The organism is Methanimicrococcus hongohii, from assembly GCF_032594095.1.
Taxonomy (GTDB): domain Archaea; phylum Halobacteriota; class Methanosarcinia; order Methanosarcinales; family Methanosarcinaceae; genus Methanimicrococcus; species Methanimicrococcus hongohii.
This window is the reverse complement of record NZ_CP131059.1, coordinates 308,155-333,892: the sequence shown is the minus strand read 5'-3', so window position 1 is coordinate 333,892 and position 25,738 is coordinate 308,155. Positions and strand designations below refer to the sequence as shown.

Here is a 25,738-nt window from a genome sequence, read left to right as displayed (position 1 = left end):
ATTATAAAAATAATACAAATAATTCTAATTCATTTTATAGTTTGAATATACAATAATAAAACGAAACCAAATCCAAAAAGATAAATGAAAATAAAAAATGAAAATGAATTGCCTTTATTCATCATTTCCAGCGCACAATAATCACGGAAACGCCTTCTTTTTCTATTTCTTTCAAACTTGCTTCAAACAGCAATTTCATTTTTTCCTTAACATCTTTCGAAGAAACATCAAAATCAAAAGACAAAAACGTATTTGAGCCGGAGTTCAAACCCGAATTCAACTCGGAATTTAATTTCGACCCTGAATTCAATCCCGCATCAATTGCCGCGCGCGCCGTTTTTTCAGGATTATAAGCAATCTGCCCGCCCGTCATCGCCGCCGCTCCGTTGCACATCACATAAACCAAAACGGAAACGCCTTTTTCAGCCGCTTCAATCAAACTGAGCAATCCCGAATGGAAAAAGCCGAAATCACCGATGACCGTAATTGATTTTTTGGAAAACGCAGCGCTTCCACCCGACCCGATTCCGATTGCGGTGCCGAGTGAAACAGCAGAGTCCAAAACAGAATAAGGCTCAAGAATGCCGTGCATCGAACAGCCGATGTCGCCGCTGACCAAAACATTTGTTTGTTTTTTCAATCGGCCAAGCATCTCATAAAAAAGCGGATAAAAAGAATCGCCGCAGAAATCGGGACTGCCGGCGGGGCGTTTAAACATTTCCATATTTGTTGAAATCGGAACAGTTGGGGAGCCCGATTTTTCAATCGCCGATAAGATATGCGCTTCCGTCGTGCTGCCGAAAGGCAAGTGTCCGGAGCGTTTGCCGATTACATTTCCAAAAACACGGATTTGATCTTCAATGAACGGCTCGGATTCTTCGACGACTAAAACCGTTTCGTATTTTTCCAAAAACTTTCGAATCAAAGAAATCGGAAGCGGCGAAACAATGCCGAGTTTTAAAATTGAAATATTTTCAGGCGCGAGCGTTATGTTTTTTTCCGAAACGGATTTTAAAACATTTTGGACGCGCGAATAACAATATCCGGAAGCAATGATTCCTAATTTTTCCGATTTTGAGCCGTTATTTTTCTCAACTCTGCAAAAATCAACCGACGCCTGTTCCGAAACGGCATCGTTGGCAAAATGAGAGCGCTGATAGCGTCCTTTCATTCGATATTGCCAAACGGATTTGTCGGTTTTTAATCCGGAAGGAAAATCTAAAACAAAAACAATTTCCGAACTCTTGACATCGGATTCTTCATTGAGAACCGCCGCCGTGACTCTGACAATAACGGGCGCCTTTATTTTTTCGGACAAACGAAAAGCCTCCGACAAATAATCATAAATTTCCTGCGGCGCCGACGGGTCAAATACGGGAGAGCGGGAAAGGCTGCCGTAATATCTCGAATCCTGAGAATTTTGTGATCCCGTGACTTCGGGATCGTCGCCCGCCAAAATTACGATTCCCGCGCCGATTGTGTGAATCATAGAAGTCATCAGCGGGTCGGCCAAAACATTCATTCCGACGTGTTTGACAATAACAAGAGAGCGTTTTCCGGAAAAAGAATAACCGAGCGCCCATTCAAAAGCGATTTTTTCGTTGACGAACCATTCGGTTTTGTCTGAAAATTCGGGCGATTCTTTGAAAGCGTCGACCAGGTCCGTCACGGGAGAGCCGGGAACGCCGAAGACGGCGCTGACGCTGTTGTCGGCGGCGGATTGGATGGCAGTTTGAATGCCCGATAAAATTGTCATGAGAAGAAAAAGGTCGGTGGAGTATATTTAGTTTTTAGTAAATCAAAACGAATCAAAGAATCTAAGGAATCTGAATCAAATGAAAACGATGGCGAGTTTAAGCAATTTGAATGAAATGATGGGCGGTTAAAATGAAAAAAATAAAAAATGTGGGTCGGTAAAAATAAATGAATGAAAAATGAAGCAGCTCGCGCGGCGGCGGCGACAGCTGCTGCGGTTGCCGGCAGCAAACGGAAACCTGAAGGTAGCAGCGGCACGTTCGCGAATGCGAACGGATTACGATTAAAAAGAGCAGATGCAAGCGGAAATGCAAACCTAATCCGATGGCGGCAATGCAAACCTGACTCCAAGCGGAAACACAAACCTGACTCCAAGCGGAAACACAAACCTGACTCCAAGCGGAAACACAAACCTGACTCCAAGCGGAAACACAAACCTGACTCCAAGCGGAAACACAAACCTGACTCCAAGCGGAAACACAAACCTGACTCCAAGCGGAAACACAAACCTGACTCCAAGCGGAAACATTAAAAGACAGTTGCAGACCGACCGGCTCAGCCGGAACCGAATACAACCAACAACAAAATTGTTTGTAATCTTTTCGTTTCGTATAGGAAAGAATCTCCAACTCCTTCTTTCCTCTGCAACGCTATCGGAAACGCGTCGTTGGAGGGGGCGGTTTTTGAGATATTATCAAATCAAATAATTGATTGAAACATCGTTTTTCTAAAAATTATTTAAAAGAATTGAACGCCTTCTTTTCTCCAAAATCTAAAAAAATTAAGATTAGGATTTTATCGGGCGTTCGTGTTTCATTTTTCAAAAATAGAATGGATGTTTGGATTTCATTCTTCGATGGCTTCAACAACCGTTTCGCCGAATTCCGCTGCACATTCCGGACCGTTTCCGGTGATGATTTTGCCGTCTTTGACGACGGCTTCATCTTTTAAATTCGCGCCCGCTTTTTCCATTTCCGAAATGGCTTCGTCATCGGGGAAAACACAAGCCGCTTTTCCATTCAAAAGACCGGCTTTGGCAAGCACAACCGGAGAAATGCAAATTCCGGAAACAACTTTTCCTTTTGCCGACGCGTCATTTAAAAGCGCGTGCAGTTTCGGATTATCCCAAAGGAAAGCTTTGGAGCCGCCGCCGCCGGAAATGGCGATTGCATCATAATCATTCGCTGACGCGTCGTCAATCAAAATATCGACATCGACGTCGCCGCCTTTAACGCCGGTCGCTTTGCCGAGACGCGTTGATCCGACAACGACCTGATAACCGTTTTGTTCAAAAACATCGCGCGGTTCAAAGAATTCTTCATCTCTGAAACGTTCGGGAGCAACAATCATTAAAATTTTCTTTGTTTCCATCAGATTCACCTTTGAAATAAAATGAAATATTAAAATATAATATAAAAATGAAATATTTAAAATATAATTTTTAAATATAATTTTAAAATAAAATTTCAAAAATAATAATTCATTGGAATATTTATTTTTTTGTCCCGAGCAAAACGCCCATTCGAAGCGGCAAAACCTTCCCGATCGACGCGACAATTCCGGGAGCGTCTGTTTTTTCTTTACAAATAATAACACATTCCGTCAAGCCGATTTTTTCAACACCGTAAACATCGCGCCCGTGACCTTTTCTTTGAAGCACCGCTTTGACTTGAGAACGCGTCGCGCCGTTGACAAAAATGCGATCGGTTGAAGTCTTTTTCCATGACCACCATTGATCGATCTGCTCTTTTGTAAAAACAGCCGATAAATCGCCGAATTCTGAAACCAAAACAGAAACGTTAACGGGCAAATATGAAATCATACCGAAACGCGCTGCGATTTGTCCGGCTCTGCCGACGCCGAGCTGTTCAAGAGAGTCGGCGGCAATGGGAAGTTCAAAACCGATATTGACAATGATTCGTTCGGGTTCGATTTTTTGAATAAAACCTTTGTATGACGTTTCAGGTTCAACTTCTTCTTGAGTGACGGGTTTTCCGAATTCCCGATAAAGCAGGCTTTCGCAAACTTCAGCGTCTTCGCCTTCTAAAGAAACAGAAAAGCGCTTGTTTTGGACAGTAACATCAAAAGAAACATCAAGTCCGCTGAATTCGGAATCTGCGAATGCTTTGAAAGATTTAACGGCATTTTCTTCGGAAATGTAAACAGGCTGTAATAATTCGATTATCATAAGAATCAAGAAACAATTTGAATTTTGAATAAAAATTAAGATTTCAATCATTGATAAAAGAGTCAATCATTAATAAAAGCAGTCATGAAAGCAATCTAAAAACAATCATAAAAACAATCATAAAAACAATCATAATCAAACAATTGAAAATTATTGAAAAATCGAAGATAATGAAAATAAATTCAAAGCAAAACAGAAAATAAAAGTAAGAACCGGCTCGATTCTGAAAAGTTTCGAGCCGATGATTTAAGAAATTTAATGAAATTATGCGACAGTCACTGTCAACGTAGAGCCTGCATCATTGAAAGATTCATTGGTGTAGTAGTTAAGCAAGTCAATCTTGTAGGTACCTGCTGCATCGAATGTCAATGTTGCAGAGTATCTGGGGTTGAGGTTGAAGTCTTCAAAAGCACCGTCTTCAGAGTGGTAAAGGTGTCTGAAGTTTCTTGTTTCGGTGTTCATGAATCTGATTGTTTCTCCCTTGCTGATGCTCAAAGATGCAGTGTTGAATTTCTGGTCTTTAATTGTCACGAAATAGGAAGGCTCGGGACCGTCTTCACCAATAACAACTGTAACGGAGCCGTTTGTTGTTGTGTTATTTTCAGGAACAGTTGTGTTGTTTTCAGGAACTGTTGTGTTGTTTTCAGGAACTGTCGTGTTGTTGTCTGTCGTGTTGTTGTCGGCATCGTCGTCGCCGCCGAGACAGCCGGATAAGCTGACTGCTGCGAAGAGCAAAACCAAAACAGCAAGAATCATTAAAGCTTTAGATTTAACCATTTGATCCCTCTTTGATATTGGATTTAATTTGTATTGGATAATGTAACAGATAAGCAAACAATTCATTGAATCCGAAAATACTGCAAAATTCAAACCGTGAAAGGAATAAGAATCTTAAAACAATATAGAATCAATAAATTGAAAGTTGAAAAATAAACGGTACTTAAATATATAAATATTTTCAACAGATGCGAACAATTTCAAAGCAGAAAGACACAGTCAGAATAAAATAAAATGAAAAAACGAAAAAAGTTTAAAAAATCCATATTCAATCAAAAAATACAAATTAATTTTTCATTTTTAATGTGATCCGTTTTCCAATTATTTCTAAAAAAGGTGCTCTTCGTTTTGATTATTTTATTCAAACGTGTTTTTCGTTTCGATTATTTTTAAAAAAGGTGCTCCTCACTTTAATTATGTCATTCAAACGTGTTTTTCGTTTCGATTATTTTTAAAAAAGGCGCTCCTCGCTTTGATTCGTTTTTAAAGTTTATGCGGCTCGCGCGCGGCGGCGGGCAGCTGCTGCGGCTGCCGGCAGCGGCAACTGCGGCGCAAACCTGAACGCCCGGGCGGAAACAGAAACCGCCCTCCAAGCGGAAACAAACACCACCCTCCAACTGCAAACAAACACCGCCCCCCAACTGCAACCTGAAATATTGTAAGCGAAATGAACAAAATGAGTTGAAAGAATGAACAATTTGAAAAATGAACAATTTGAAAAATGAACAATTTGAAAAATGAACAATTTGAAAAATGAACAATTTGAAAAATGAACGATTGGAAATGAATGAGCGATTGAAAACGAATACTCATTGTTCTTTCAAAATCTCCATACAAACTTCAGCCGCTGCATTTGTTTTAAAAGAAGTTCCCGAAAAATGCGTTCTTGTCGCGACATATCCGGCTTTTCTCAAATTTTCCAAAAACGGCTCCATCGGCGGCGCCGATATTTTGAGCGTTTCACAAAAAATATGCTGATCATAGAAAAACGGAATATCCGCTTCATCGCGGCAGGCGGTCAGCAATTTAACCGCGTCATTCTTTTTGTTCAGCGGCAAAGACTCGACTTCGGAAATCACTTCATTGCAGAAATCAACATCTTTAAAAGCGCCTAACCAAAGCGGCCCCGATATTTTTCGATTGCTGCCGCAAACAGAACATTCTTCATTCATAAAAACAGCGAGACCGTTTTTTGTTTCCGAATTCCGGCACTGCGGACACCAGGCGAGAAAACCGAGTTCTTTCAATGTTTTGTCGGCATGACCCGCGCCGTTTAAAACTTCGGCATAAACGCGAACGTAATGGCGCGTCGCGTGAGAAAAGAGCGGGCGAATTCCTTTATCAAATTTGGAAGCCGCTCTTGCAATAGTTCCGATGAGAATTCGAAGACCCATTTCGCTGTGAAATTCATTGTTCAGCGGAACGGCGGCGTATTTGCGCATTCCTGATTTGAGGTGAGCGCCGCAGAGCGGAGCCGTGTCGGTTGCCGTAACGCCTAAAAAGAAAGAAGCGGACGAGACCGCCGAATCCAAATACGGCGCGGGCGTTCCGAACGGGTCAATGTCAACGATTGCGAATTTCCGGCTGTGAAGAAGTTTGTCGGCGCCCATACAGGTTGCCGTGACGCTTTGTTGATTGTCATGACCGGTGTTTTGATGATCGAGATCATTGTTTTGACAGTTGTTGTAATCAATATTTTGAAGATTATTTTGAAGATTATTTTGAAGATTATTTTGAAGATTATTATGATCAATATTTTTTTGAATCAAGGAGACGGCTTCTTCTTTCCAATCATTGAGAACAACAGAAATTCCGACTTCTTTGGCAACGCGCAAACCTCGGATTCCTGAAGCTGAAAAAGCATCGGCGTAAGTGATTTGAGATTTATCGAATCCTTTTCGCTCCGCCAGTTTTTTCGCGTAAACGGAAGTCACGGCGACGTTGATATCGCGATTCATTTCCATTGCAGGATTGTAAAAGACGGAAGCTGACGCTGAAGGAATATCAGGATCATTATCAACCGGAACATAAACTTCCGTTTGCCCTTCTTTGATTAATTGATACATTGTAAACGAAATTTGTAATTTAATTTTGAATTTATTTTCATTAATCTCGAATTTATTTTCATTAATCTCGAATTGATTTTCAATTGATTTTCATTAATCTTCGAAAATCTTGTCGACAAACCATTCGGGATCGAATTTCAGCAAATCATCATACTCTTGACCGACACCGAAAAAGAGAATCGGTTTTTGAGTAATATATGCGATTGAAATTGCGGCGCCGCCTTTGGAATCGGCGTCTAATTTCGTCAAAATCGTGCCGCTGATCGGAACGGCATCATTGAACTGGGAAGCGCGTTCGACGGCATCGTTTCCGGCGGTCGCTTCGTCAACAAAAATAATGAGATCAGGCGTGCTGACGCGGCAGATTTTCTCAAGCTGTGCCATCAAATTGACATTCGTATGCATTCTTCCGGCCGTATCGGAAAGCAGAACATCGGATTTGTGCGCCTTTGCATATTGAAGCGCGTCATAAATGACGGCGGCCGGATCAGATCCTTCCTGGTGTTTAATGACTTTGATTCCCAAGCGATCGGCGTGAATTTGAATTTGGTCAATTGCGCCGGCTCTGAATGTGTCGCCTGCTGCAATCGTGACGGAATAGCCGTTCTTTTGAAGGCGGTTTCCGATTTTTGCGATACTTGTGGTCTTTCCGGTTCCGTTAATGCCGACAAAAGCGATGTGAACGGTTTGCCCGCGGCGCTGTTCCAGGAATTCATCGAAATCGAAAACGTTGGCGGACATGACTTCTAAAATCGCATTTTTGAGTGCGTCTTCGACAATGCTGCCCGTATTCTTTCCAAGACGCTTGCGTGTGCCGCTGAGCTGTTCGCGAACAGATTCAACGATTGCGTCGGTGACGGAAAGCGCCAAATCGCTTTCGAGAAGCGCGATTTCAAGTTCCATGAGCGGTCCTTCAAGGTCGTTGTCATCCAAAATGACTTCACGGTCAAAGATGAGCGCTTTGGCTTTCCCGAAGAATCCCGCCTTCTCTTTTTTCGATTCGCTTTGCGCTGATGCTTTGGAATCGGATGAAAATGAATCGGGAGAGGATTCTGAAGAAAAATCGAGAGAAGATTCTGAAGAAGAATCGAGAGAAGATTCTGAAGAAGAATCGAGAGAAGATTCTGAAGAAGAATCGAGAGAAGATTCTGAAAAAGAATCGGATGACGGAAGCTCATCCTTTTCGATTGTTCCGCCAATACCAACTTCAATATCGCTGCCGGCGGTTTCATCGGATTCAACAGCCTGAATCGATTCGATTTCCTTTTCTTCCAAATTTTCGGCAATGATTTCGGCAGCGATTTCAACTTCTGCTGCGTTCAAACCGTTTTCGGCATCCGTTTCAATAATGATTTTTTCCTCGACAACGACTTCGGGTTCTTCGAGTGCAACGGCTTTTTCCTCAACCGTTTTATCCAAAGATTTTGTGAAGCTTGCCAATTTTTCTTTTAATTTTCCGAACAAGAAATAATCTCCTGAGATTGATTTAAGATCATTTTGAATGTATTAGAAGTAAAAGAGAAAACGAATATAAATAAATGACAGGTTCGATGATTGGATTTGAAAAATAAAACAAAGAGATAAATTAAAATGAAATAGAATTTGAACAAAATATTTTGAAGTTTAAGATTTCAAAGATTGAGAAAATGTTTCTGTTATTTTGAAAAAAATGATGAAAAACAATGATTCGATTGGAAAATCTTAATTAATTTGTAATATTTCAGAAGAATCATAAAACATCATTTATAACAAAAAGTCCTGGTTCCATAATTTCATTTCTGTTGTCTCTGCAATGTGAATAAACAAGATAAGCATCTCCTGCTTTGAAATCCCAAGGATTTGCATAAGTTCCAGGCATAACAAACTTTCCAACTTGCCCCCCTTTTACGGAAATTACGATTTCTTCACTGTTTACTCCTTTTATGAGAGAATCGACTTCAAAAATAACATCAGTATAAATAAAATCATTAACTCCGTTTAAAGAAACAAGTTTGTATTCATAATAATTCTCTTCATCCCCGAATCCAGCAATACCAGGCATGGCGAAATAAAGTCTAAGTGGTGTTTGACCGCTTTTTGTTGACCATTTTGACGGACGAACTTCTTTGATTGTACCATAAAAAACTAAATCAGAATTTGAAATTAATTCTTCTTCCGAATAAACCGCTTGTGATTCATTAATATATGTTTCATACCATACAACATTTTCACGAGGAACAATATACAAACCGCCAGATTCAAATGGTGATATGTTTTTGTCCAAGGGATTAAGAGAATCATGTTTCAGTGTATGATTCAGATTTTCAACAGTATCAGAAAAATTCGAAGATTGGTTGTCGAGCGTTAAACATCCTGTAAAAAAAACAGAAATTAAAAAAATTATTATAATTAATTTTTGCTTCATAATTACATCTCAAAAAAAATAAAAAAAGAAATGTAATTTATATTATAGATTCATTTCTTTTAAAGTTATTTTTTCATCATATCCATTAATATACATATCACCATATGGTATTAACTGTCCTTTTGGAGTAAGAATGGTATAATGTGAATGACCAATATCCTTAGTTGATCCTTTATCTTTAATAAGATATAACAAGATTTTATCTCCTTCTTTATAATTAGTGAAATTTGACCCACCATTCATTTGAATTGTAAAATTATCAACCGTTCCACCAAAAGAACGTACAATTATTTCATTGTCTTCAAGATTGCCTTTAAAAGCCTTATCAACCTTAAATATAAAGTCAGTATAGATTATTTCATCGTCATTTAAGTCAATATAATATTCAATATATTCACCATATTCATCTTTTCCGGGAATAAATTTTATTCCGGAGGGCATCTTGGAATCTGGGGTGCTCCACATAGAAATGTTTGAAGTAATAGAGCCATATATAATTAAATCGCTTTTTTCATACAAATCTTCATAAGAATATTGCGGATAACTTACATTTATTTCATGAACAAACTCAAAAGGAAGTTTTTCATTTGTGGAAAAGGCATTAACAGATAAAGCAGTTCCAATTAACAACAAACCTAATAGGCCAAACACTAATATTTTATTTTTCACAATATCACCCATAAATTGCTTTTATTCCATCAATATCATCTTGTGTAAGAACTCTTTTCATTTGTTCGATTGACAAAGACCTATACATTACTGAAGTTGTAGGGCTGTTAATATCTCCCAAACACAAAGAATGTCCTAACTCATGAAGTATGACACTTTCAATATCATGTGTATTAGAAGCACCATATGTACTAAAGCTTCGCTGAGAGTTTACAGTAATATTGGAACCCCATTTTTGCCGCTTGCCGTCAGAATATAGAATTCCATGTGAGCCCGATTCTGTTGCTAATGTTTCATAATCACTTAATTGACCCTGTTTAATATTAACATAAAAAAGATATGCACCACTATAATTTTCAAAACTAAAATTTGCCCCAGCATAACTCCAACTATCCATAGCTTTTGTAATTGCATTATGCCATCCTGACGGCATTGAACTGTATGAAACTTGTACAGGAATATGGACAGAAAACCATTTGTCATTTCCGGCTTTGTAAGCTGTTGCTACATTCATTGGCGCTGCAATAAGTAGTAGTACAACAAATAACAAAAATATTGCTTTAATTTTCATAATATCTCTCCTTTGAAGCCTAGAAGACTTCATAATAATTTAAAACGGCATAAAATATATATATATATATAATGGTGTATAAAAATAATGTATTCAAAAAAGTAACCCCGAAAATAGAATAATATATTAACAAATACATATTAATGGAAATTATTAACTAAAACCGGAATAAATAAAAGGCGTAATAAGTGAAACATCAAGAGTTATTATGCTATGAACATATTTTAAAACAAAATATAATTAAAAAAAGATTAATTTTGAAAAATCAAAATTAATCAGTCAATTAATTCATCAGTATCAAGTTAAGGTTCAACTCAAGCCTGATAATTTAGAATTAATTGAAAATATGTTTTAATCAATTAAGCTGAGACTCAATTTCTCTCATTCTCTGAAGAATCTGAGCGAGAGACTCATTTAATTCTTGAATCATTTTCTCAAGCTTGCCCTTTCTCTCCGTGAGGAAAGAAAGCGCGTCGTCCACATTTTTCTCGACATTTGCGCCGGAGCCGATGTTGACGATCACTTTTGAAAAGTCACGGATTTCGGCGTGAACAAAACAGCCGGAACCGACAGGAATGACAGACTCGGACGTTTTACTTGCAGCCGCCTCTTTGAGCGCCGTAATCGTGCTGATTGAACTGTCGCAGCCGGTCAGCGTATTTCGAACCATTTCCAGTTGTCCTGAAAGCGCCTCAACGTTTCTTTGATATTCCTGATATTCCGCGACCAATTGTCGGGCTTCCTGTTCACTGATTGCCATAATCAGACCTCTTTAACAGATTCAACAACAATGCAGCGCCTCTTTAAGCCGTGCTTGCTGCCCATCAAAGAATAGACCTTCTCAAGCGCGTTCTTTTCATTTTCGCTTTCAATTGTTTTGGTAAATTTCTCCCAGAAAAAACCGGGTTTAAATTTGCCTGTGATCAAATAGTTTGCCATTTGTCTTCACCTTTTAATTCTTAATGTATCAATCATAATGTGCCGGTGGTTGATATAAGTTGATATTTTACTTTAAATTCAAAGCCTTTCGAAACATTTCAAAATTTTCGAAAATTTATCGATATACGAATTTTATTCGAAACTTTTTATTCGAAATGTTGTTCCGACTCTTACTCCAAACCGAGCGCCGTTAAAATGCGCCCGAGTTCGTAGCCGCTCGTCTCCGACCCTGCCAAACATCCTTTCGAGTTTGCCAAAATGCCGGAACCGACCATCCGGGAACCGAAATTGACGCTGCCAATCACCGGCTCAAATCCGAAAAGGTCTTCAAGAAGCGCCGTTTCATCTTCCGTCACGCCCGGGCTGACCAAAAGTCCGCTGTTCGTGACACAGCCGGCCATGCCGACCGTTTTGATGCCTGCGATCGTTCCTTTCCGAACATCGATTTTCAGTGCGTCGCCGATGATTTTGACAATATTGTCCGGCATTTCGGGATGAATCAAACCCGCTGTATCGTTGGCAAGCAAAATGTTGCCGACAGCGTTTAATTTTCCCGGCATGACCGTCACGGGCTTTCCGATCTGCTTTGAAAGAGCGTCGGTCTTTGAATTTTCAGGAACCAAAAAACCGTTTGAATTGCCGCGGCACATGGAGCCGACCAAGATGCTGTCATTGACAAGACACCTATAAACGGAAACCTCCAAACGCTTTTCGATTTGAGAGATAACCTCCGGTCGCGTTCCTTGCGGAACCAAACAGATTTCTTCGGTACATGTGGAAAAAACCCCGATGACAGGGGTATCCATAATGTTTATTGTTTGCATAATCTTCTTCACTTTCAATTTGAAAACGATTAAGACAAAGAGATTCCGACCCGATTTTCACGAAATTAAACAATTCAAATTAAAATGAATTATAAAATGAATATAATTCAAATCTTTGAAATTATCGTGAAACGTTGCCGGAATCAACAATATCAAACCAACAGCTTTGAACAGAATCAGGCAGCGAGTTCGGCCTGAACTTCGCCGTCTGCGTATTTTGCAGCTCTCACGCGGATAAAGGACGGGGGCTTTTCACAGCCTCTTTCCCAAACGCGCTCGTTGATTGATTTGTCAATCTTAATCATTTCGGGGTTTGCTTTCATGTGTCTTTCGAGGTAGGCTCTGATGATAACCATTGCCTTGTTGGCTCTTTTCCATCTGGGAGCCACTTTCACGCCGCGAAGCGGGATTGTATAAATTTGTTCTTTAACAATGTCTTCTGCCATTATAAATCACCATAATTTTTATTAAATTAGCATCCCGATTACTTCAAGCGCATGCTGGATCTTCTCCAGTGGCGTCTCTTGGGGTGAGATGTGACGTTTCTTTTGGTCTTGATGATAACCCAGACCGGGACACGCGAATTCTGCATGTGCGCCTTTGCGAGTCTCTTCTTTTGTCCTTTTAAATTCTTACTCATTTCAAACACCTAAATTTGTTATGATATGTATAAATGAAATCTATCGAAATGAATGATTTTGCTTCTGATTTTGTTCATTTTCTGATTGATATCTGATTTCAGATCATTTTGATATCTTTTTGATTTTGATATCTTTTTGACTGATTTTTCAGGTCATTTTCTGATTCTTGAAATCACGCGCGATTGCTTGTGAGATTTCGGGAAATGCTGATGCGTTTCATCAACGCCGATTTCACGATACAAATATTCGCGGAGTTCGGCTTCGTAATCGCATTTCAGGATCACTGCACTTTCTTCTTCGGTGATGACAAGGTTGGATTCAATCATTTCATTAATCGTAAACCGTCCGAATCCCATCAAGGGACTGCAATACAAAGTTTTGTTTCGGTCTTCGAAACTTTGAATTTCGGAATGCTCCAAATGCGGAACGCGGTCATCTCTTCTGAGACCGTCAGCGATGAGTTCAACGCCTTCTGTCTTTGCCAGGAGTTCAAGCACCTGTTTGTGGATGTAGTTGATCGCGCCGTTTGGGAAACCGTCTTTTTGAACGATTTCTGCGGCATTTTCCAAAATTTCCATCGGCGGCTGAATTACCATATGCGAAAAGCCCAATTCATCAGCAATTTGTTTAGCGACTTCACCTGTGGGCAGGATGCCGAAATTACAGGTGACGAGCTGAACCTCAAAATAAGGCTCCAAAATCAATGCGGACAAAGAACTGTCTTTTCCGCCGCTGAATAATACATGCGCTTTCATGGTTTTTACACTTCAACTGAGATGGGAAACTTTGATAGGTTTCGATTTTTCGATATGTTTTGATTTGTTTGAATCTTAATCATTACACTCTTTTAATGGAGGTTTCGCGTTTCGGCGGCTGAATCTGCGCCAAAAGCTGTTTTAACTGCTCGTCATCAATCATATTCTGAATGCGGCCGCTCTGCGCGAGTGAAATCAATTGCATTTCCAACTGTTCCACCAATGCGGGGCGGGACATACGAAGCGTCGTTAAACGTTCGCGTGCTTCAGGCGTTAAGATTTTTCGGAGGAGTTCCTGCTTGCGCGCTTCCATTTCGGCTTGCGCCTGTTCCTGCTGGTAAGCGGCAGCCTCGGGACTCGCTTGAGCGGAAGCTTGCTGCTCCTGCATCTGCGCCATTCTCCGGCGGCGAATTTCTTCAAGCTCGTTATCCATTTTTAAACACTCCTTTTCGAAATATTTTTCAGATTATTCAGATAATCAGAATTTTCAGATTTATTTCAGAATTGTTCAGAAATCATTTCGACTGAATTGAAATCAAAAAACATCAGTAGTTTTTCAATCCGGGGTACTTTTCGAGAAGTTCTCCTTTCAATTCGTGCGCCGTGTTGTCAAGAAGCGCTCTGCCGGGACCTGCAACGGTTCTTCCGGTTTTGTCGGTCTTGACATATCCTGCGGCTTCGAGCTGCTGGACGGCTTTTCGGATGATGGAGCCGCTGCCTTTTGCTTTTCTGCCGGGCTTGGATCCGCGGTCTTGTTTGCCGCCGTAGATGGAGGAAAGTCTTTCGACGCCGACCGGACCGTTCATATAAACGGCTCTGAGGATTGCAGCGCATCTGACATACCACCAGTCATCCTGGACGGGCGGGAATTCTTTGTGAACACCTGTCTTGACAAATTCAGCCCATTCCGGAGGGGTGATTTTGTCGTTTTCTTTGAATTTGTCCGCAACTCTCGTGATGAGATCGATTGCGGGAACATCGTATGCTGTTGTCATTAATATCTCCTTATTAAATTGAATAATCTCGTTTGCTTTTGAATCGCCTCAAAGTCTGCAATTCAAATGCCAAATCCGCCAAAAAAGCAAGTATGCTGTTTGATAAAATCAGGAAGAATAGTGAGAAGCAGTGCTCAGCAATACCGATGCAGCATATCTGCATGCGGACTGTAAACGCCCCGCTCAATTTCTTCAGTCTTTATCAAACGGATTCAGACGATTTTGACAGGTTCGTTCGGATTATATTGCAACATTCAATGCAACGCTGGCTGAAGCATTCAATGGTTTTTTGAACTTTTATTTCAAGCTCCGCGGTGGCCGAAACCGGATGCCTGAATAATAAGGACTCAAATGAACCTATCAACAGGGTAAAGGTATAAAAAGATTTTGTTGAAAATAAGGAAGCGAAAGAGAAGAATATGTTATAGAACATCACCTGAAAAAATAATGCCTCCATCTAAAACATTTACTTCAACTTTTTTTGGTCTCATTTTAGAAAACCATCCACCATCCTGCTTATATCTTTCTGTGAGATGAATAATTCTCTGATTAGATGAGCCGATAAGATTTCTTTGGTCTGGAAGATTTTGATCAAATTTTCCGTCAATAACCAAATCAATTCCTTTTAATAATTCCGGATGAATATCTGAGATTTCTTTCCCGGTGAACATAATAACACCTAAACCCATTTCTTGAACAGATTCTGAAAGAAAAGAAAGATTTGATTGAAGTGTCGGTTCGCCGCCCAAATAGGTAATTCCTTCAATATTATTCTCCAGAATAGATTGAAAGATAAGAGAAACAAGCTCTTCAAAAGTCATAATATTTTTTGGTTCAATTGACTGAAAGTGAGGATTACAACATCCGGTGCATTTGATATTACATCCTTGAAACCAAATTGCCAATCTTTTATGAGGTCCTTCAGCTGTTGTACATATATTGATAGCAGCTACATTAAATAATATTTTATTCATCAAAATCAAATCTTAATTTATCGGATTCTACGGATATAAGCAATGTTGCCCCTTTGAAACTTCTCAGGTCATCATAATTCATGAATAAAAACTTGGAGAGGGGGCTTAATAAACGATCATTTAATGCGTTTAGAATATCCCTTCCACCCTTTGAAGTGTCGGCTCCTTTGAGAATATAATCAAAAAATTTAATTTCATTTTCAATCTCTAATTTAATTTTATATTTCTCCAAAATACCTTCACGAATCGGCTCCATTTTAGAGCGAGCAATATTCATTGTAAATTCAGGGTCATCTATAAAATTAAAAGGCACAATATTGCTGTACCCGATTCTACCCAATAATTCAGGTCGTCCAAGTTCATGATCAAAGTATTCTTTGACGACTTGAATGAAATCTTCAGAAACTTGTTCTTTATTACTGCTGTAAGAAATCTCACTGGCACCGAGATTCGATGTAAATATGATAATAGTATCTGTAAAATATGTAGTTTCACCGCGGCTGTCTGTCAGCCTGCCATCCTCCAAAATTTGAAGAAAAATATCAAGTATCCGCGGATTTGGCTTCGCCGCTTTTTCGATTTCATCAAATAAAATAACACTGAATGGTTTTTCTCGAATAGCATTTGTGAGTTGACCCCCTTCTTCATACCCGACATATCCCGGAGGAGCACCAATGAGTTTTTGATCACTGTTTGGCTGCACATACTCGCTCATATCAAACCGAATACACGCTGATTCCTCCCCAAACAAAAACTTTGCAATCGCTTTTGAAAGTTCAGTTTTGCCTACACCCGTCGGACCAACAAAAAACAGAACTCCTTTAGGCATTGACTTACTGGAAGCTTTATGCATGCCCGTAAGACCCATAAATGCTTTAACAATTACATCTTCAACTTTATTGACAGCATTTTCTTGTCCAATAACACGCTCAGAAAGAGTTTTCTTAATTGACTTAACTTTTGCAGCATCCAGTTTCTCCCAAGGGTTTTCAGTCTCACCATATTTGAAAAGATAGAATAATTTATCAAATGTCATCCGTTCCCCGATTCGGGACATATTTGCCATTTGAATAATTTCGCGATTTGTAAAATCAGACATCATATCAACAAATTCAACCAATCTCTCACTGTCCGTAATATCGGTTACATTTTTTAGGGAAAAACCGGGAGCAATGCGTTCAATCATTTCTTTTCTTTCGTTACGATCTGGTTTTGTAATTGTTACCTGGCTTACCTCAGGATTTCCGTTATAAAAGGATAAAGGAAGTGAAGAAACCTTATTTGTAATAAGTATTACTGCACTTTCCCTTTCAGTACTGTTATGACGCGGAGGCAAATCACGAAGAGACTTACCTAAAAGTGTTAAAGATTGTCTGTCAGCCGGATCTAACTGACCGGTTGAAAAGAGATATTCAGTCCAATTCAAAATAAAAACTGTTTTTCGCGTTTCATCACTCATTGTTCTGAGCACAACATTCAACATATCTGAAACATCTTTACAAGCTCCCGATAATGACGGAGCCGGCACACTGAAATCATCTTCGCCGAAATCGTACTCTTCGCCTTCGGTTTCCTCGACAGGTTCTGCAAGACAGAGATTTGAAAGATTTCCTTCAAGACCTGAAATCCGATCCCAATAAATCACATCATTGCAACCTTGTTCAGCAAGATTTTTGATTAAAAGATCTTTTATTGTGACAATTCTTCGATTGTGCAAAAACACATCAGCGGTATTGCCATCAATTATGATACATTTTTTAATCCCAACTTCTCGATTAATCTTATTTATTGCATTTCCAACAGACATTTTTAATCCCCCTTCATAACATCCATTTTTTGATAGCTCATTTTTGAAACTTTATCGGGATTCGACCATGTCTCTGTAATATTTCCAATTTTAATCCCATATATAGAATTCAAATCATCAATAAAGGATGTGAGATCCTTTTGACAAGCTTGCCCTTCATATTCATCAAATTTGTAAACAAAAGACCCGTCCAGCTTAATATTAAACTCTGCTCTTTGTCCACCGGGTTTCATCGCAATAATTTTTACAGAATTTTCCTCTCGAAGAAAACGTATATTTTTTTTATCGACGATAAATCCTTTATCAACGATATTTGAAATGATTGCATTAATTGCTTTTTTGCGGATTTTTTCGGAAATTATCGCTTCATCGGATGCATTTAATATTTCCAAAATGCCAGATGGAGTTACTGAATCCCCCATAACGAACGACATGGTTTCTTTATCAACATTATGTTCGTCCATCTCAGCAATAATTTTGTTTTTAATAATCATTTTTTCTGAATCAGATAACGCCATATCAGGATGGAGTCTTTTCTCTGCCAATTGTTTCAATTCACCTAATGAAAGATCATTATATACAGGATTTCTGGAAAGGAGTCGAACTGCACTTTTGACTTCTGCATCCGGAACCGTTTCCAAAAAGTCGGGCAACTCACTACGTGTCCGAGCATACCCTTTAGCCATTCTTTCAAGTTCATCAGTATGATTTGCTATTGATGCATCCAAAGACTCACGAATAATACTTTTTATTGCACCCATCCTTATAACACCGATATCATTTGCATTATGAAGAAGAGAGCGAGCATCCCTTATCAAACTTTGAATCGCTGAGTATGTCATCTCAGTGTTGGCTTCTGAAGAGACTTGCCTGATTTTCTCCAAGAGGGATGCCTTTGACTCTTCCAAATCATTTATCAATTCGGCGATATCATCATCAACAAATGAACTTGCATTCTCCTTCAAATAATCAAGCGCTTGATCAATGCCACATAATCTTTCTTGAGCTAAGTTACATAGTTCAGTACAGTGACTGAGCATTTCAAAATCTGCATAATAATGACAACTCATTTTTGAACCACCGCGGACGACAAATCTAATCGAGATACTGAACTAATCCACTTTTCTTTCTGCTTACCATCAATATTTGGAACAATTAAATCGTGAGCACACTGATTTCTAAATTCCCGAATTTTTCCAAAGATTTCAAAATCTGATTTGGATATTAACTCTTTGTCGTAAGCATTTGAAATCATCTCATTTAAGGTTCCAACAAAGCCCATTGATTTGAAAATCTCTTCTAGTTTTACGCCTAAACCGATACCTACTAAGCGAGAATTACGTTCTTTTGATAAGTCTTTTAAACTCACCGTTTTATCCATACTTTTTAATGTTATGCTGATATCTTTAAAAATATCAACAAGCTTTTTGATATTTTCCAAATCGACTTGATCTGAACTTTTCAAAATATTTGAGGATTCGGCATCGAATAAAAAGTTCTTAAACAATGAATCCAGCGTCGAAACATGCTTTATAATTTTTGTTCTTTTTTCCTCATCAATCAGATCAATATCGAAACTGTACTCTGAAACTGATAATATTTCAGTTAATTTTTTAAGTTCTGTCAAATTGTATCTTATATTTGAAGCATTTGTAAAAAATCTTGAATTTCCATCGATTTTATTATTGTTTTGAATACTTCGAATCATCGGAGTCAAAATACCGGAACTGCGGAGGATTGTTTTTTTATCGAAATTTTTATCTAAACAATAATCAGCAACTTCTAAATTTAAAGACGAATTGGATGAAAACAGCTTTGGTATAACAGCATACCAGCCAGAAACAACTTTCTCACTTGCAAGTAACAGTAAAAGATCGACAAGTGATCTCCAATCTTTTAACAAATCGGTATTTTCAACAATAGACTGTTCAATAATCTCGGGCAATTTTTTGTGCCATTTTTCCTTTTCAAATCTTTTAAGCTCCTTTGCTGTAAGACTATATTTTTCAATTGAAGCATTTTCCAGATAAGATGTAAGAAAATCTTTAATTTCAATTTCACTGTCTGACATTTGGCGGCAGATTTGAATACATTTTAAAAAACTATCGGTTTCGTTTTGATTAATGGATTTTACTGCTTCTTTAAGACAATTATCCTTCTCCTCAGGAAGAAGAGAACGACGAATAACAAGATTGCATTCCCTTTGCCCATCAAATCCTTTTAGTCCGACTTTCCCGCGAATAAAGCGATGGGCAAAAGAGCCTGTTGAGGAAATGACGATTGCATGTGAATCAAACTTTTGAAGGCAGAAAGGGGCGTGTAAATGCTCAATGTTGACTTCGCAGTATTCAGTATTAAACAAACACAAATCAAATTCCAAAATTTTAAAATCAGAAGGCAAAACATACTCGTATTTATTCCAAGGTATATCAGATGTATCCCATTTAGTTATAGAAATATCATTTGAAGAGGTTTCAAAAATAAATGGATTTAATTGATCTGCAATGTATCCTGATGGATAATGACCTTTAATAAAATTAATATCCATATCTCCTTCTGAAAATGAAAACATAGCATTTGTCTGATCAAAAATTAATTTTACATTTTGACCGTAAATACTTATTTCGAATGGATTTAATTGAAAATCGAAAATATCATCCTCTTTATTGATATTATAATCTTTTTTGTGTGATTTTAAATAGTCCTCAAGATCAAGGGCGTCAATATTGTGGATCTGGTTAAAGAGATTTACATTTATTTCACCAGAAAAAGATTTGAAATTCGAACTGCTTCTATAAAGTTTGTCTTTTTTACCAGGAGCAAAAAACAAATCGCCAGTAAAATCTTTCGGACTTTTGGAAATAACACCTTTTGAAAAAGCTTCATTTCCAAGCTTTGTGAAAGTGATAAAAGAAATTTGAGAATCTAATTCAATCAACCCATCAAATTGAATCATTTTTTTAGAGCATAACACTTCCAACTCTTTAATTAAAATCGGAAATAAGTCCTCTGGAAGACCAAATTCTTTAACAATTTCCCTAAAAGTCATTTCTTTAGAGACTCCGTCTGATCCAATCATTTTTAGAATCATATATCCCAAACCGGATGGTTTTTCTGTTGCACTATATTTTGCAAAAAAATTATTAATCACCAAAGGAAAGGGAATTTCAATTTGTGTTTCATTTTGCATAGTTAAACCTCCCCCAAAACATTTTCAGATTCCCTATATCCATCAAAGTTTTTAATTGTTTGAATAATTTCATCATAGACCTTACTTGATCGTGGTTGTGTTGACGAATCTATTTCTACACTCATTTTGGAGAGAACAGAAGCATTACCTACGATAATGAGTAAACGACGAGCACGGCTCATAGCGACATTAATTCTCCTATATTCTTTAAGGAAATTGGATTTCGAGTCTGTTCGAACCATGGATAATATGATAATATCCCGCTCATCACCCTGAAAATCATCGACGGTCTTGACCATAAATCTATCATCGTCACTGTCATTAAAAGAAGAATACTTCTGAGTTTTGTTCTTGCGGATTAATTTGGCTTGATCAGAATAGGTACAAATCACACCAACGCTTAAACGTGTATCTTCTTTCCGATATTGAGAAGAGTCTCTGATAGGTTGATGATTTCTGTCAAATTTGCAATTCTGATTAATTAAATCAAGCATTTTTTTGACAACATCGGCCTCCCCTTCATTTGAATAGGAAGTGCTTCCAGATTCTTGTCTTTCATGGCCTTTACAATCAATAAAAATAACATGATTGTCAGGGCGAATTATTTTTCTCTTAAACTGTCCGCTTACTTCGAGATAATGGTCTTTATCCGATCCCTTTCCGCCAAATTCCAAAAGTGAATCGAAATAAAATTTATTATCAACTTCCATTATTTGAGGATGCATACGGTATTGAATATTCAATGTAACTTTGGAACTGTCCGGAGTTTTTTGAAAGAGCTGCTTGAAAAAAGACTCTTCGTATATTTTTTTGAAATTGTTTTCCAATTCAGCTGTTATGATCGTTTCATCATATAAACTCCAGTCAACCTCTTTTGGAACACATGGAGAGTACATAGGAGCTAATTGTTTATGGTCACCCACCAAAATAACGGTTTTACCGTAAAGAATCGGTTGAAGAAGTTCAACAAAAGAAATTTTGCTGACCTCGTCAACGATAACAACATCAATACCCATTTTATTAACATCAATTTCAGAATCACTGATAGATTCTCTAGCTGTACATGTCATCCCGACAACATTCACATAGGATTGTAACAGTTTAGAATATTGATTATCATCATTCTTAAGAACATCATCATCTGTCAAATATTTTGAAATCTCTTTGTATATTGGAACTAACTTTTTATTCTTACTTTCATTTTTCTTGGAGTTTTTAGAAATTAAAGACCAATTATCTTCAATTATTTCTAAAACATCTGACAGGTCAGATTGATACGGATCAGAAATACGTAGCTCAGAAAAAATCTTTTTAACTTCGGAATGAAGTTTTCCGTTAAACGAAGTATATTGATTATAAATTTCATCTTCTTTTAATTCGTCAATTTCGTTATTCAAAATCCGTATTTTCCGCTCAAGAGAGTCTGAATTATTCATAGAAGCTTCTAATCCATTAATCCGTTCCGAAATAATATCAGATTCATTGTTCCTTAAATTTAGTAATTTCGTTCTTAATTTAATGATATCATCTGATTCTAAATGAGACAATTCAAATAACGAAAATTCAGATAATGAGATACTATTCATTTCTTCATAATGTGTGATTTGTTCATTTAATTTTGCAATTTGATTTGGCTTTGCATTTGATTTTTGAGCAATTAATTCAAAATAACTATTATGAACTTTTATTCTGGCAATTTGAGAAATAATCTCTGAATCGTTTGATTTAGAAATGCGGAGAGCTAATTCAGATGCGCCTGCACCATCGATAAAAATTTCACTTTTTTCAAAAATGGAACGAAGTTTTTCCACAAATAGAAGAGAATCAACCATTTCATCCTGTACTCTAAAATTTGAAATTTGAGATATTTGATCTTTTAATTCAGAAATTTCGAAATTTTTGTTATTGTTTTCGGTTTTAATCCCCCTTACTTGCATTTCTAAATCGTGAAGATCTTTTTGCTTTCTTTTAATTTCTTGATCAATGTTTTTAATATCCAATTTCAACTTTCCTAATTCATTGAAACGAGATTTCAAATCTTCCATCTTTTCTTTGTAACTCTCTTTGTAACTTTCATAATTTTCATAATTGTGTATTCTTCCATCAAGAGTTTTTGAAATATTTTTATAGAAGTTTTTAAGCAAATAATCTAAAGAATAAGGATTATTTTTTGCTTTTTTATCATTGACAAGACGTAACGGACGAATCGAAGGATCTTTAGGAAGACGGCTAAACGCATTATCAACAGCTTTGTTATTTTCACTGGCAATTAAAACCTTTTTACCTTGGAAAACTAACTGAGTAGTAATTTCTGCAATAACCTGTGTTTTTCCGGTCCCAGGCGGGCCTTGAATTAGAAACATACCGTTTGAAGAAACAGCAGATTCTACTGCTTTTTTTTGAATCTTATTCAAATTTTCCTGATAAAAAGTCTCAAGCAGAATATCTGAAACTCTGTCACCAGCAGCAGGGCAAAATAACGCAGTTGCGAGGAAAGGATTCATAACATATCCCTCTCTAAATTTTCTTAAAGCATCTTTTTGGCGTCTCAAAACTGTCCGATCGCCTGAATCATCATATGTCAGGAAGCATTGGGCATGACCTTCAATAGCTTTAACTGCATCTCTAAGCGTTATATCAGCATTTGAGGATTCATCAATCGGAACTTCAAAATAAGTATGTAATCTTACAATATTTCCTTCCCTTTTTGCATCTTCGCGAAGCGAATTCATTTTTTCTTTAATATCTATTGTTATTTGATTCAACTCATCATCAAAACGCGACTTTAATGATTGAGTTAATTCTTTACGTTTTATTTCTAAAAGCCGATTTTCTTCGTGATGAGAAAGACGTAAAATTTCCGCTTTTAACATTTCATTAAAGTTATATTGTGACTCGATCTGTTCCCGATTTAATCGACTCTGCTCTTTCGAAAGGTTTGCTTTGGCATTAACAATATTTACATCATCATTTAAAACGGCTTGAAGTTTTTCACCTTCAAGATTTGAATGCTTTTTTCGGACATTTTTAATCGTTTCGTCCAATTTTATTTCAGCCTTTTTTATTGACTCCCTGACTTCTGTAAGATCTGTTTCAACTTTCCTTAACCATTCGGCAGCCACTCTTTTAGAAAACGGATCACGTTGATCCTGTATAAATAAATCAATTAACTCAGGCAATTCCTTATTTTTAAATTCAGAGATAGACAAATCGATTTCTTTTCGGAGTTTTTTCTCAATTTCGTTTTGAACCCGTTTGATTTCATCAATCTCATTCTCATTTAATTCTTGAAGTCTACCTGTGGGAGGGATTACCTCTTTTTCAGCAACAGTAATTCTAGTATCATCAAATTTAAAAATAAGATTGGCATCTAACCTTTTTTCAACACTAACTGAGAGATCGATAAGTTTCACAGTAGATTTTGTAAGTCCGTTATATTTTTTAAGATATTTTTCATCGGCTTCAAACTCTTTTTCAAGAACATCGTGCATAATATGCCCCAATACGCGTTCTTCAAAACCTTCAATCTTTGTTTTAACCCATATGATGTTATTACTTTTTTTAAGGAAAGGGATAAAATCATAATTTTCAATATCTGTAATTTGATTCTTTTTTACTTCTCGGACATATCCTTTAAAAAAATCAGTTTGAACTGAAAAACCGTTTTTGGAATTTTCTTTCAGAATGTACTCCCGTGCCTCTAAATATTTATCCCATTCATTAAGAGTTTTTAATACCTCAGCGGGTTTATCCACAACATATGATTTTAATAATTTGTCAATAAAATCTTCAGAAAAAACTGTATCAGACCATTCGGAATCATTTGGTTGGAAATGTTGATGCTCGTAAGATTCCCATTGAGACCGACCTCTATCTTTTTCAAAAGAAACATACGTCTGACATGATAAATTAAATTCTCCCATATGTACAATTTCAGAATCCATGACAATTAATGATTTGATCATAAAAAAAGACTGATTAACCAGCTCTCTTGCCCGAACCATAACATCTCCCATTAAAACAAGATCCTGTTCAGGAGAAATTGAAATCCTAATTGCTACATTATTATAATATTTGTTTTGTTGTTTAGTTTCCCGTGGCTGTTTATTAAAACTTGGATGAGAAATATGTATATCCAATATTTCATTTTCAAAAAACAGAGCAGTGAGAAAATCACGCATTGAATCGTCTTTGTTAATAATATTCAATTTTGAATATTGCTCCTCTAATGGGGAAAAAACAGGTTTTTGATTAGGATCAGTACCGTTCATATTCGATGCAAAATCCAAAAACAAATTTTTGTAATTGTTTGACATTTTATTCCTCTAGATTTTAGTCGAATTCGCACTTTTGCATATCCGACAAACATAAAATAAGCATAACAATATAAAAGATAAGAAGTGTTTTAATAAAAGTAAAAATGGAATAACAAAGGAAAAATGCTTTAGCTAAAATAAATTTGAGTGAGAAAAAGACAATGCATTTGGAACAAAAAAAATCAAAAGCAATTCATATTTGTCCAGTCGGATTCTATCCTGAGCCGATTTTAGCGGTATTTAGAAGCAATTTACCGTGCGATAAATTTTATTTATTATATAATGAACATAACGAAGTTTTATCGGCTTTAGCAATAGTAGAGGACTCAATGAATAGAATAGGTCAAAAAAATATTGAAAAAGTATGTGTGGACCCATATAATTATGCTGATGTTGTTGCAAAAATATTGAGCATTCACCATAAAGAAAAAAAGAATGATGTAAATACAGAGTTCTACATAAATTTTACAAGTGGTACCAATGTTGTTGCCGGCGCATGTTGCAGCGCTTCATATTTTATAGGCGCAACACTTTATTATATTATGGATGCGCGCCAATATCCGGAATTGTCATCTAAAGAACTTATCAAAATCATACCTGTTCCAAAAATACCGGATATGGAAAAAATGAAACCGTTTTCTAAAAATCTTCTTTTATCTATTTGTGAAAAAGAAAACGGAATCATGATGGAAGAATTATCTAGAATTACAGAAGGTTCAACGCCCCAAAGATTAAACCACTATTTAACCAAATTTATTGAAAGCGGTTTAGTATTAAAAAAGAAAGAAGGGAGAAATACAATAGTAATCCCCACAGAACAAGGAAAAATGTTTTCGACATGGGTAGAAGATTAATAATTTAAAAAAT

25 protein-coding genes are annotated in these 25,738 nt (G+C 37.1%); 1 reads left to right on the top strand and 24 read right to left on the bottom strand.

What is annotated here, in order from left to right; all coding sequences use genetic code 11:
* Nucleotides 1-121: 121 nt before the first annotated feature.
* The 24 genes from MmiHf6_RS01510 to MmiHf6_RS01395 all read right to left on the bottom strand — a co-directional run bounded on the left by MmiHf6_RS01510 (nucleotide 122) and on the right by MmiHf6_RS01395 (nucleotide 24,871).
* Complete coding sequence (locus tag MmiHf6_RS01510; RefSeq protein ID WP_316557951.1) at nucleotides 122-1,756, bottom strand: thiamine pyrophosphate-dependent enzyme; 1,635 nt, start codon at nucleotides 1,754-1,756, stop codon at nucleotides 122-124.
* A gap of 97 nt (nucleotides 1,757-1,853) precedes the next feature.
* Nucleotides 1,854-2,330, bottom strand: coding sequence for a hypothetical protein (locus tag MmiHf6_RS01505; RefSeq protein WP_316557950.1), 477 nt, complete (start codon nucleotides 2,328-2,330; stop codon nucleotides 1,854-1,856).
* Nucleotides 2,331-2,601: 271 nt separating this feature from the next.
* Nucleotides 2,602-3,126 carry a DJ-1/PfpI family protein gene (locus tag MmiHf6_RS01500; protein ID WP_316557949.1) on the bottom strand — a complete coding sequence of 175 codons (525 nt, stop codon included), beginning with the start codon at nucleotides 3,124-3,126 and terminating at the stop codon, nucleotides 2,602-2,604.
* 121 nt (nucleotides 3,127-3,247) lie between these two features.
* The gene (locus MmiHf6_RS01495; RefSeq protein WP_316557948.1) at nucleotides 3,248-3,943 is read right to left on the bottom strand and encodes a DUF2110 family protein; all 696 of its coding nucleotides are present in this window, start codon (nucleotides 3,941-3,943) and stop codon (nucleotides 3,248-3,250) included.
* A 264-nt stretch (nucleotides 3,944-4,207) separates the two neighbouring features.
* Nucleotides 4,208-4,720 (bottom strand): cupredoxin domain-containing protein, encoded by a 513-nt coding sequence (locus MmiHf6_RS01490; protein WP_316557947.1) that lies wholly within the window; start codon nucleotides 4,718-4,720, stop codon nucleotides 4,208-4,210.
* Between the two features lie 490 nt (nucleotides 4,721-5,210).
* Entirely contained in the window at nucleotides 5,211-5,417 is a 207-nt protein-coding gene (locus tag MmiHf6_RS01485; protein ID WP_316557946.1) for a hypothetical protein, read from the bottom strand.
* Between the two features lie 112 nt (nucleotides 5,418-5,529).
* Nucleotides 5,530-6,786, bottom strand: a complete 1,257-nt coding sequence (locus MmiHf6_RS01480) for a tRNA (guanine(10)-N(2))-dimethyltransferase (RefSeq protein ID WP_316557945.1) — start codon at nucleotides 6,784-6,786, stop codon at nucleotides 5,530-5,532.
* Nucleotides 6,787-6,879: 93 nt separating this feature from the next.
* The gene (gene ftsY, locus MmiHf6_RS01475; RefSeq protein WP_316557944.1) at nucleotides 6,880-8,250 is read right to left on the bottom strand and encodes a signal recognition particle-docking protein FtsY; all 1,371 of its coding nucleotides are present in this window, start codon (nucleotides 8,248-8,250) and stop codon (nucleotides 6,880-6,882) included.
* A gap of 265 nt (nucleotides 8,251-8,515) precedes the next feature.
* Nucleotides 8,516-9,190 carry a hypothetical protein gene (locus tag MmiHf6_RS01470; RefSeq protein WP_316557943.1) on the bottom strand — a complete coding sequence of 225 codons (675 nt, stop codon included), beginning with the start codon at nucleotides 9,188-9,190 and terminating at the stop codon, nucleotides 8,516-8,518.
* Between the two features lie 42 nt (nucleotides 9,191-9,232).
* Nucleotides 9,233-9,859, bottom strand: a complete 627-nt coding sequence (locus MmiHf6_RS01465; protein WP_316557942.1) for a hypothetical protein — start codon at nucleotides 9,857-9,859, stop codon at nucleotides 9,233-9,235.
* Between the two features lie 4 nt (nucleotides 9,860-9,863).
* Entirely contained in the window at nucleotides 9,864-10,430 is a 567-nt protein-coding gene (locus tag MmiHf6_RS01460; protein ID WP_316557941.1) for a matrixin family metalloprotease, read from the bottom strand.
* Between the two features lie 355 nt (nucleotides 10,431-10,785).
* Entirely contained in the window at nucleotides 10,786-11,190 is a 405-nt protein-coding gene (pfdA, locus tag MmiHf6_RS01455; RefSeq protein ID WP_316557940.1) for a prefoldin subunit alpha, read from the bottom strand.
* 2 nt (nucleotides 11,191-11,192) lie between these two features.
* Nucleotides 11,193-11,369 (bottom strand): 50S ribosomal protein L18Ae, encoded by a 177-nt coding sequence (rpl18a, locus tag MmiHf6_RS01450; RefSeq protein ID WP_316557939.1) that lies wholly within the window; start codon nucleotides 11,367-11,369, stop codon nucleotides 11,193-11,195.
* A gap of 170 nt (nucleotides 11,370-11,539) precedes the next feature.
* A complete protein-coding gene (locus MmiHf6_RS01445) occupies nucleotides 11,540-12,193 on the bottom strand; it encodes a translation initiation factor IF-6 (RefSeq protein WP_316557938.1) in 654 nt (217 codons plus the stop codon).
* 176 nt (nucleotides 12,194-12,369) lie between these two features.
* A complete protein-coding gene (locus tag MmiHf6_RS01440) occupies nucleotides 12,370-12,639 on the bottom strand; it encodes a 50S ribosomal protein L31e (RefSeq protein WP_316557937.1) in 270 nt (89 codons plus the stop codon).
* Nucleotides 12,640-12,677: 38 nt separating this feature from the next.
* A complete protein-coding gene (locus MmiHf6_RS01435) occupies nucleotides 12,678-12,833 on the bottom strand; it encodes a 50S ribosomal protein L39e (protein WP_316557936.1) in 156 nt (51 codons plus the stop codon).
* Between the two features lie 153 nt (nucleotides 12,834-12,986).
* Complete coding sequence (locus MmiHf6_RS01430) at nucleotides 12,987-13,589, bottom strand: DUF7411 family protein (protein WP_316557935.1); 603 nt, start codon at nucleotides 13,587-13,589, stop codon at nucleotides 12,987-12,989.
* 82 nt (nucleotides 13,590-13,671) lie between these two features.
* A complete protein-coding gene (locus MmiHf6_RS01425) occupies nucleotides 13,672-14,022 on the bottom strand; it encodes a DNA-binding protein (RefSeq protein ID WP_316557934.1) in 351 nt (116 codons plus the stop codon).
* 112 nt (nucleotides 14,023-14,134) lie between these two features.
* Nucleotides 14,135-14,584, bottom strand: coding sequence for a 30S ribosomal protein S19e (locus MmiHf6_RS01420; protein WP_316557933.1), 450 nt, complete (start codon nucleotides 14,582-14,584; stop codon nucleotides 14,135-14,137).
* A 422-nt stretch (nucleotides 14,585-15,006) separates the two neighbouring features.
* On the bottom strand, nucleotides 15,007-15,558 hold the full coding sequence (locus MmiHf6_RS01415) for a 4Fe-4S single cluster domain-containing protein (protein ID WP_316558632.1): 552 nt from the start codon (nucleotides 15,556-15,558) through the stop codon (nucleotides 15,007-15,009).
* Nucleotides 15,551-17,365: an AAA family ATPase gene (locus tag MmiHf6_RS01410; protein WP_316557932.1), complete on the bottom strand. Its 1,815-nt coding sequence runs from the start codon at nucleotides 17,363-17,365 to the stop codon at nucleotides 15,551-15,553. Before MmiHf6_RS01410 ends, MmiHf6_RS01415 begins: the two co-directional genes overlap by 8 nt.
* 2 nt (nucleotides 17,366-17,367) lie before the next feature.
* A complete protein-coding gene (locus MmiHf6_RS01405) occupies nucleotides 17,368-18,435 on the bottom strand; it encodes a hypothetical protein (protein WP_316557931.1) in 1,068 nt (355 codons plus the stop codon).
* Nucleotides 18,432-20,555 carry a hypothetical protein gene (locus MmiHf6_RS01400; protein ID WP_316557930.1) on the bottom strand — a complete coding sequence of 708 codons (2,124 nt, stop codon included), beginning with the start codon at nucleotides 20,553-20,555 and terminating at the stop codon, nucleotides 18,432-18,434. Before MmiHf6_RS01400 ends, MmiHf6_RS01405 begins: the two co-directional genes overlap by 4 nt.
* Before the next feature lie 2 nt (nucleotides 20,556-20,557).
* The gene (locus MmiHf6_RS01395; protein WP_316557929.1) at nucleotides 20,558-24,871 is read right to left on the bottom strand and encodes an AAA domain-containing protein; all 4,314 of its coding nucleotides are present in this window, start codon (nucleotides 24,869-24,871) and stop codon (nucleotides 20,558-20,560) included.
* 161 nt (nucleotides 24,872-25,032) lie between these two features.
* Between MmiHf6_RS01395 and MmiHf6_RS01390 the strand changes: the two genes are divergently transcribed.
* Nucleotides 25,033-25,725 carry an HFX_2341 family transcriptional regulator domain-containing protein gene (locus tag MmiHf6_RS01390; RefSeq protein ID WP_316557928.1) on the top strand — a complete coding sequence of 231 codons (693 nt, stop codon included), beginning with the start codon at nucleotides 25,033-25,035 and terminating at the stop codon, nucleotides 25,723-25,725.
* Nucleotides 25,726-25,738: the final 13 nt, after the last annotated feature.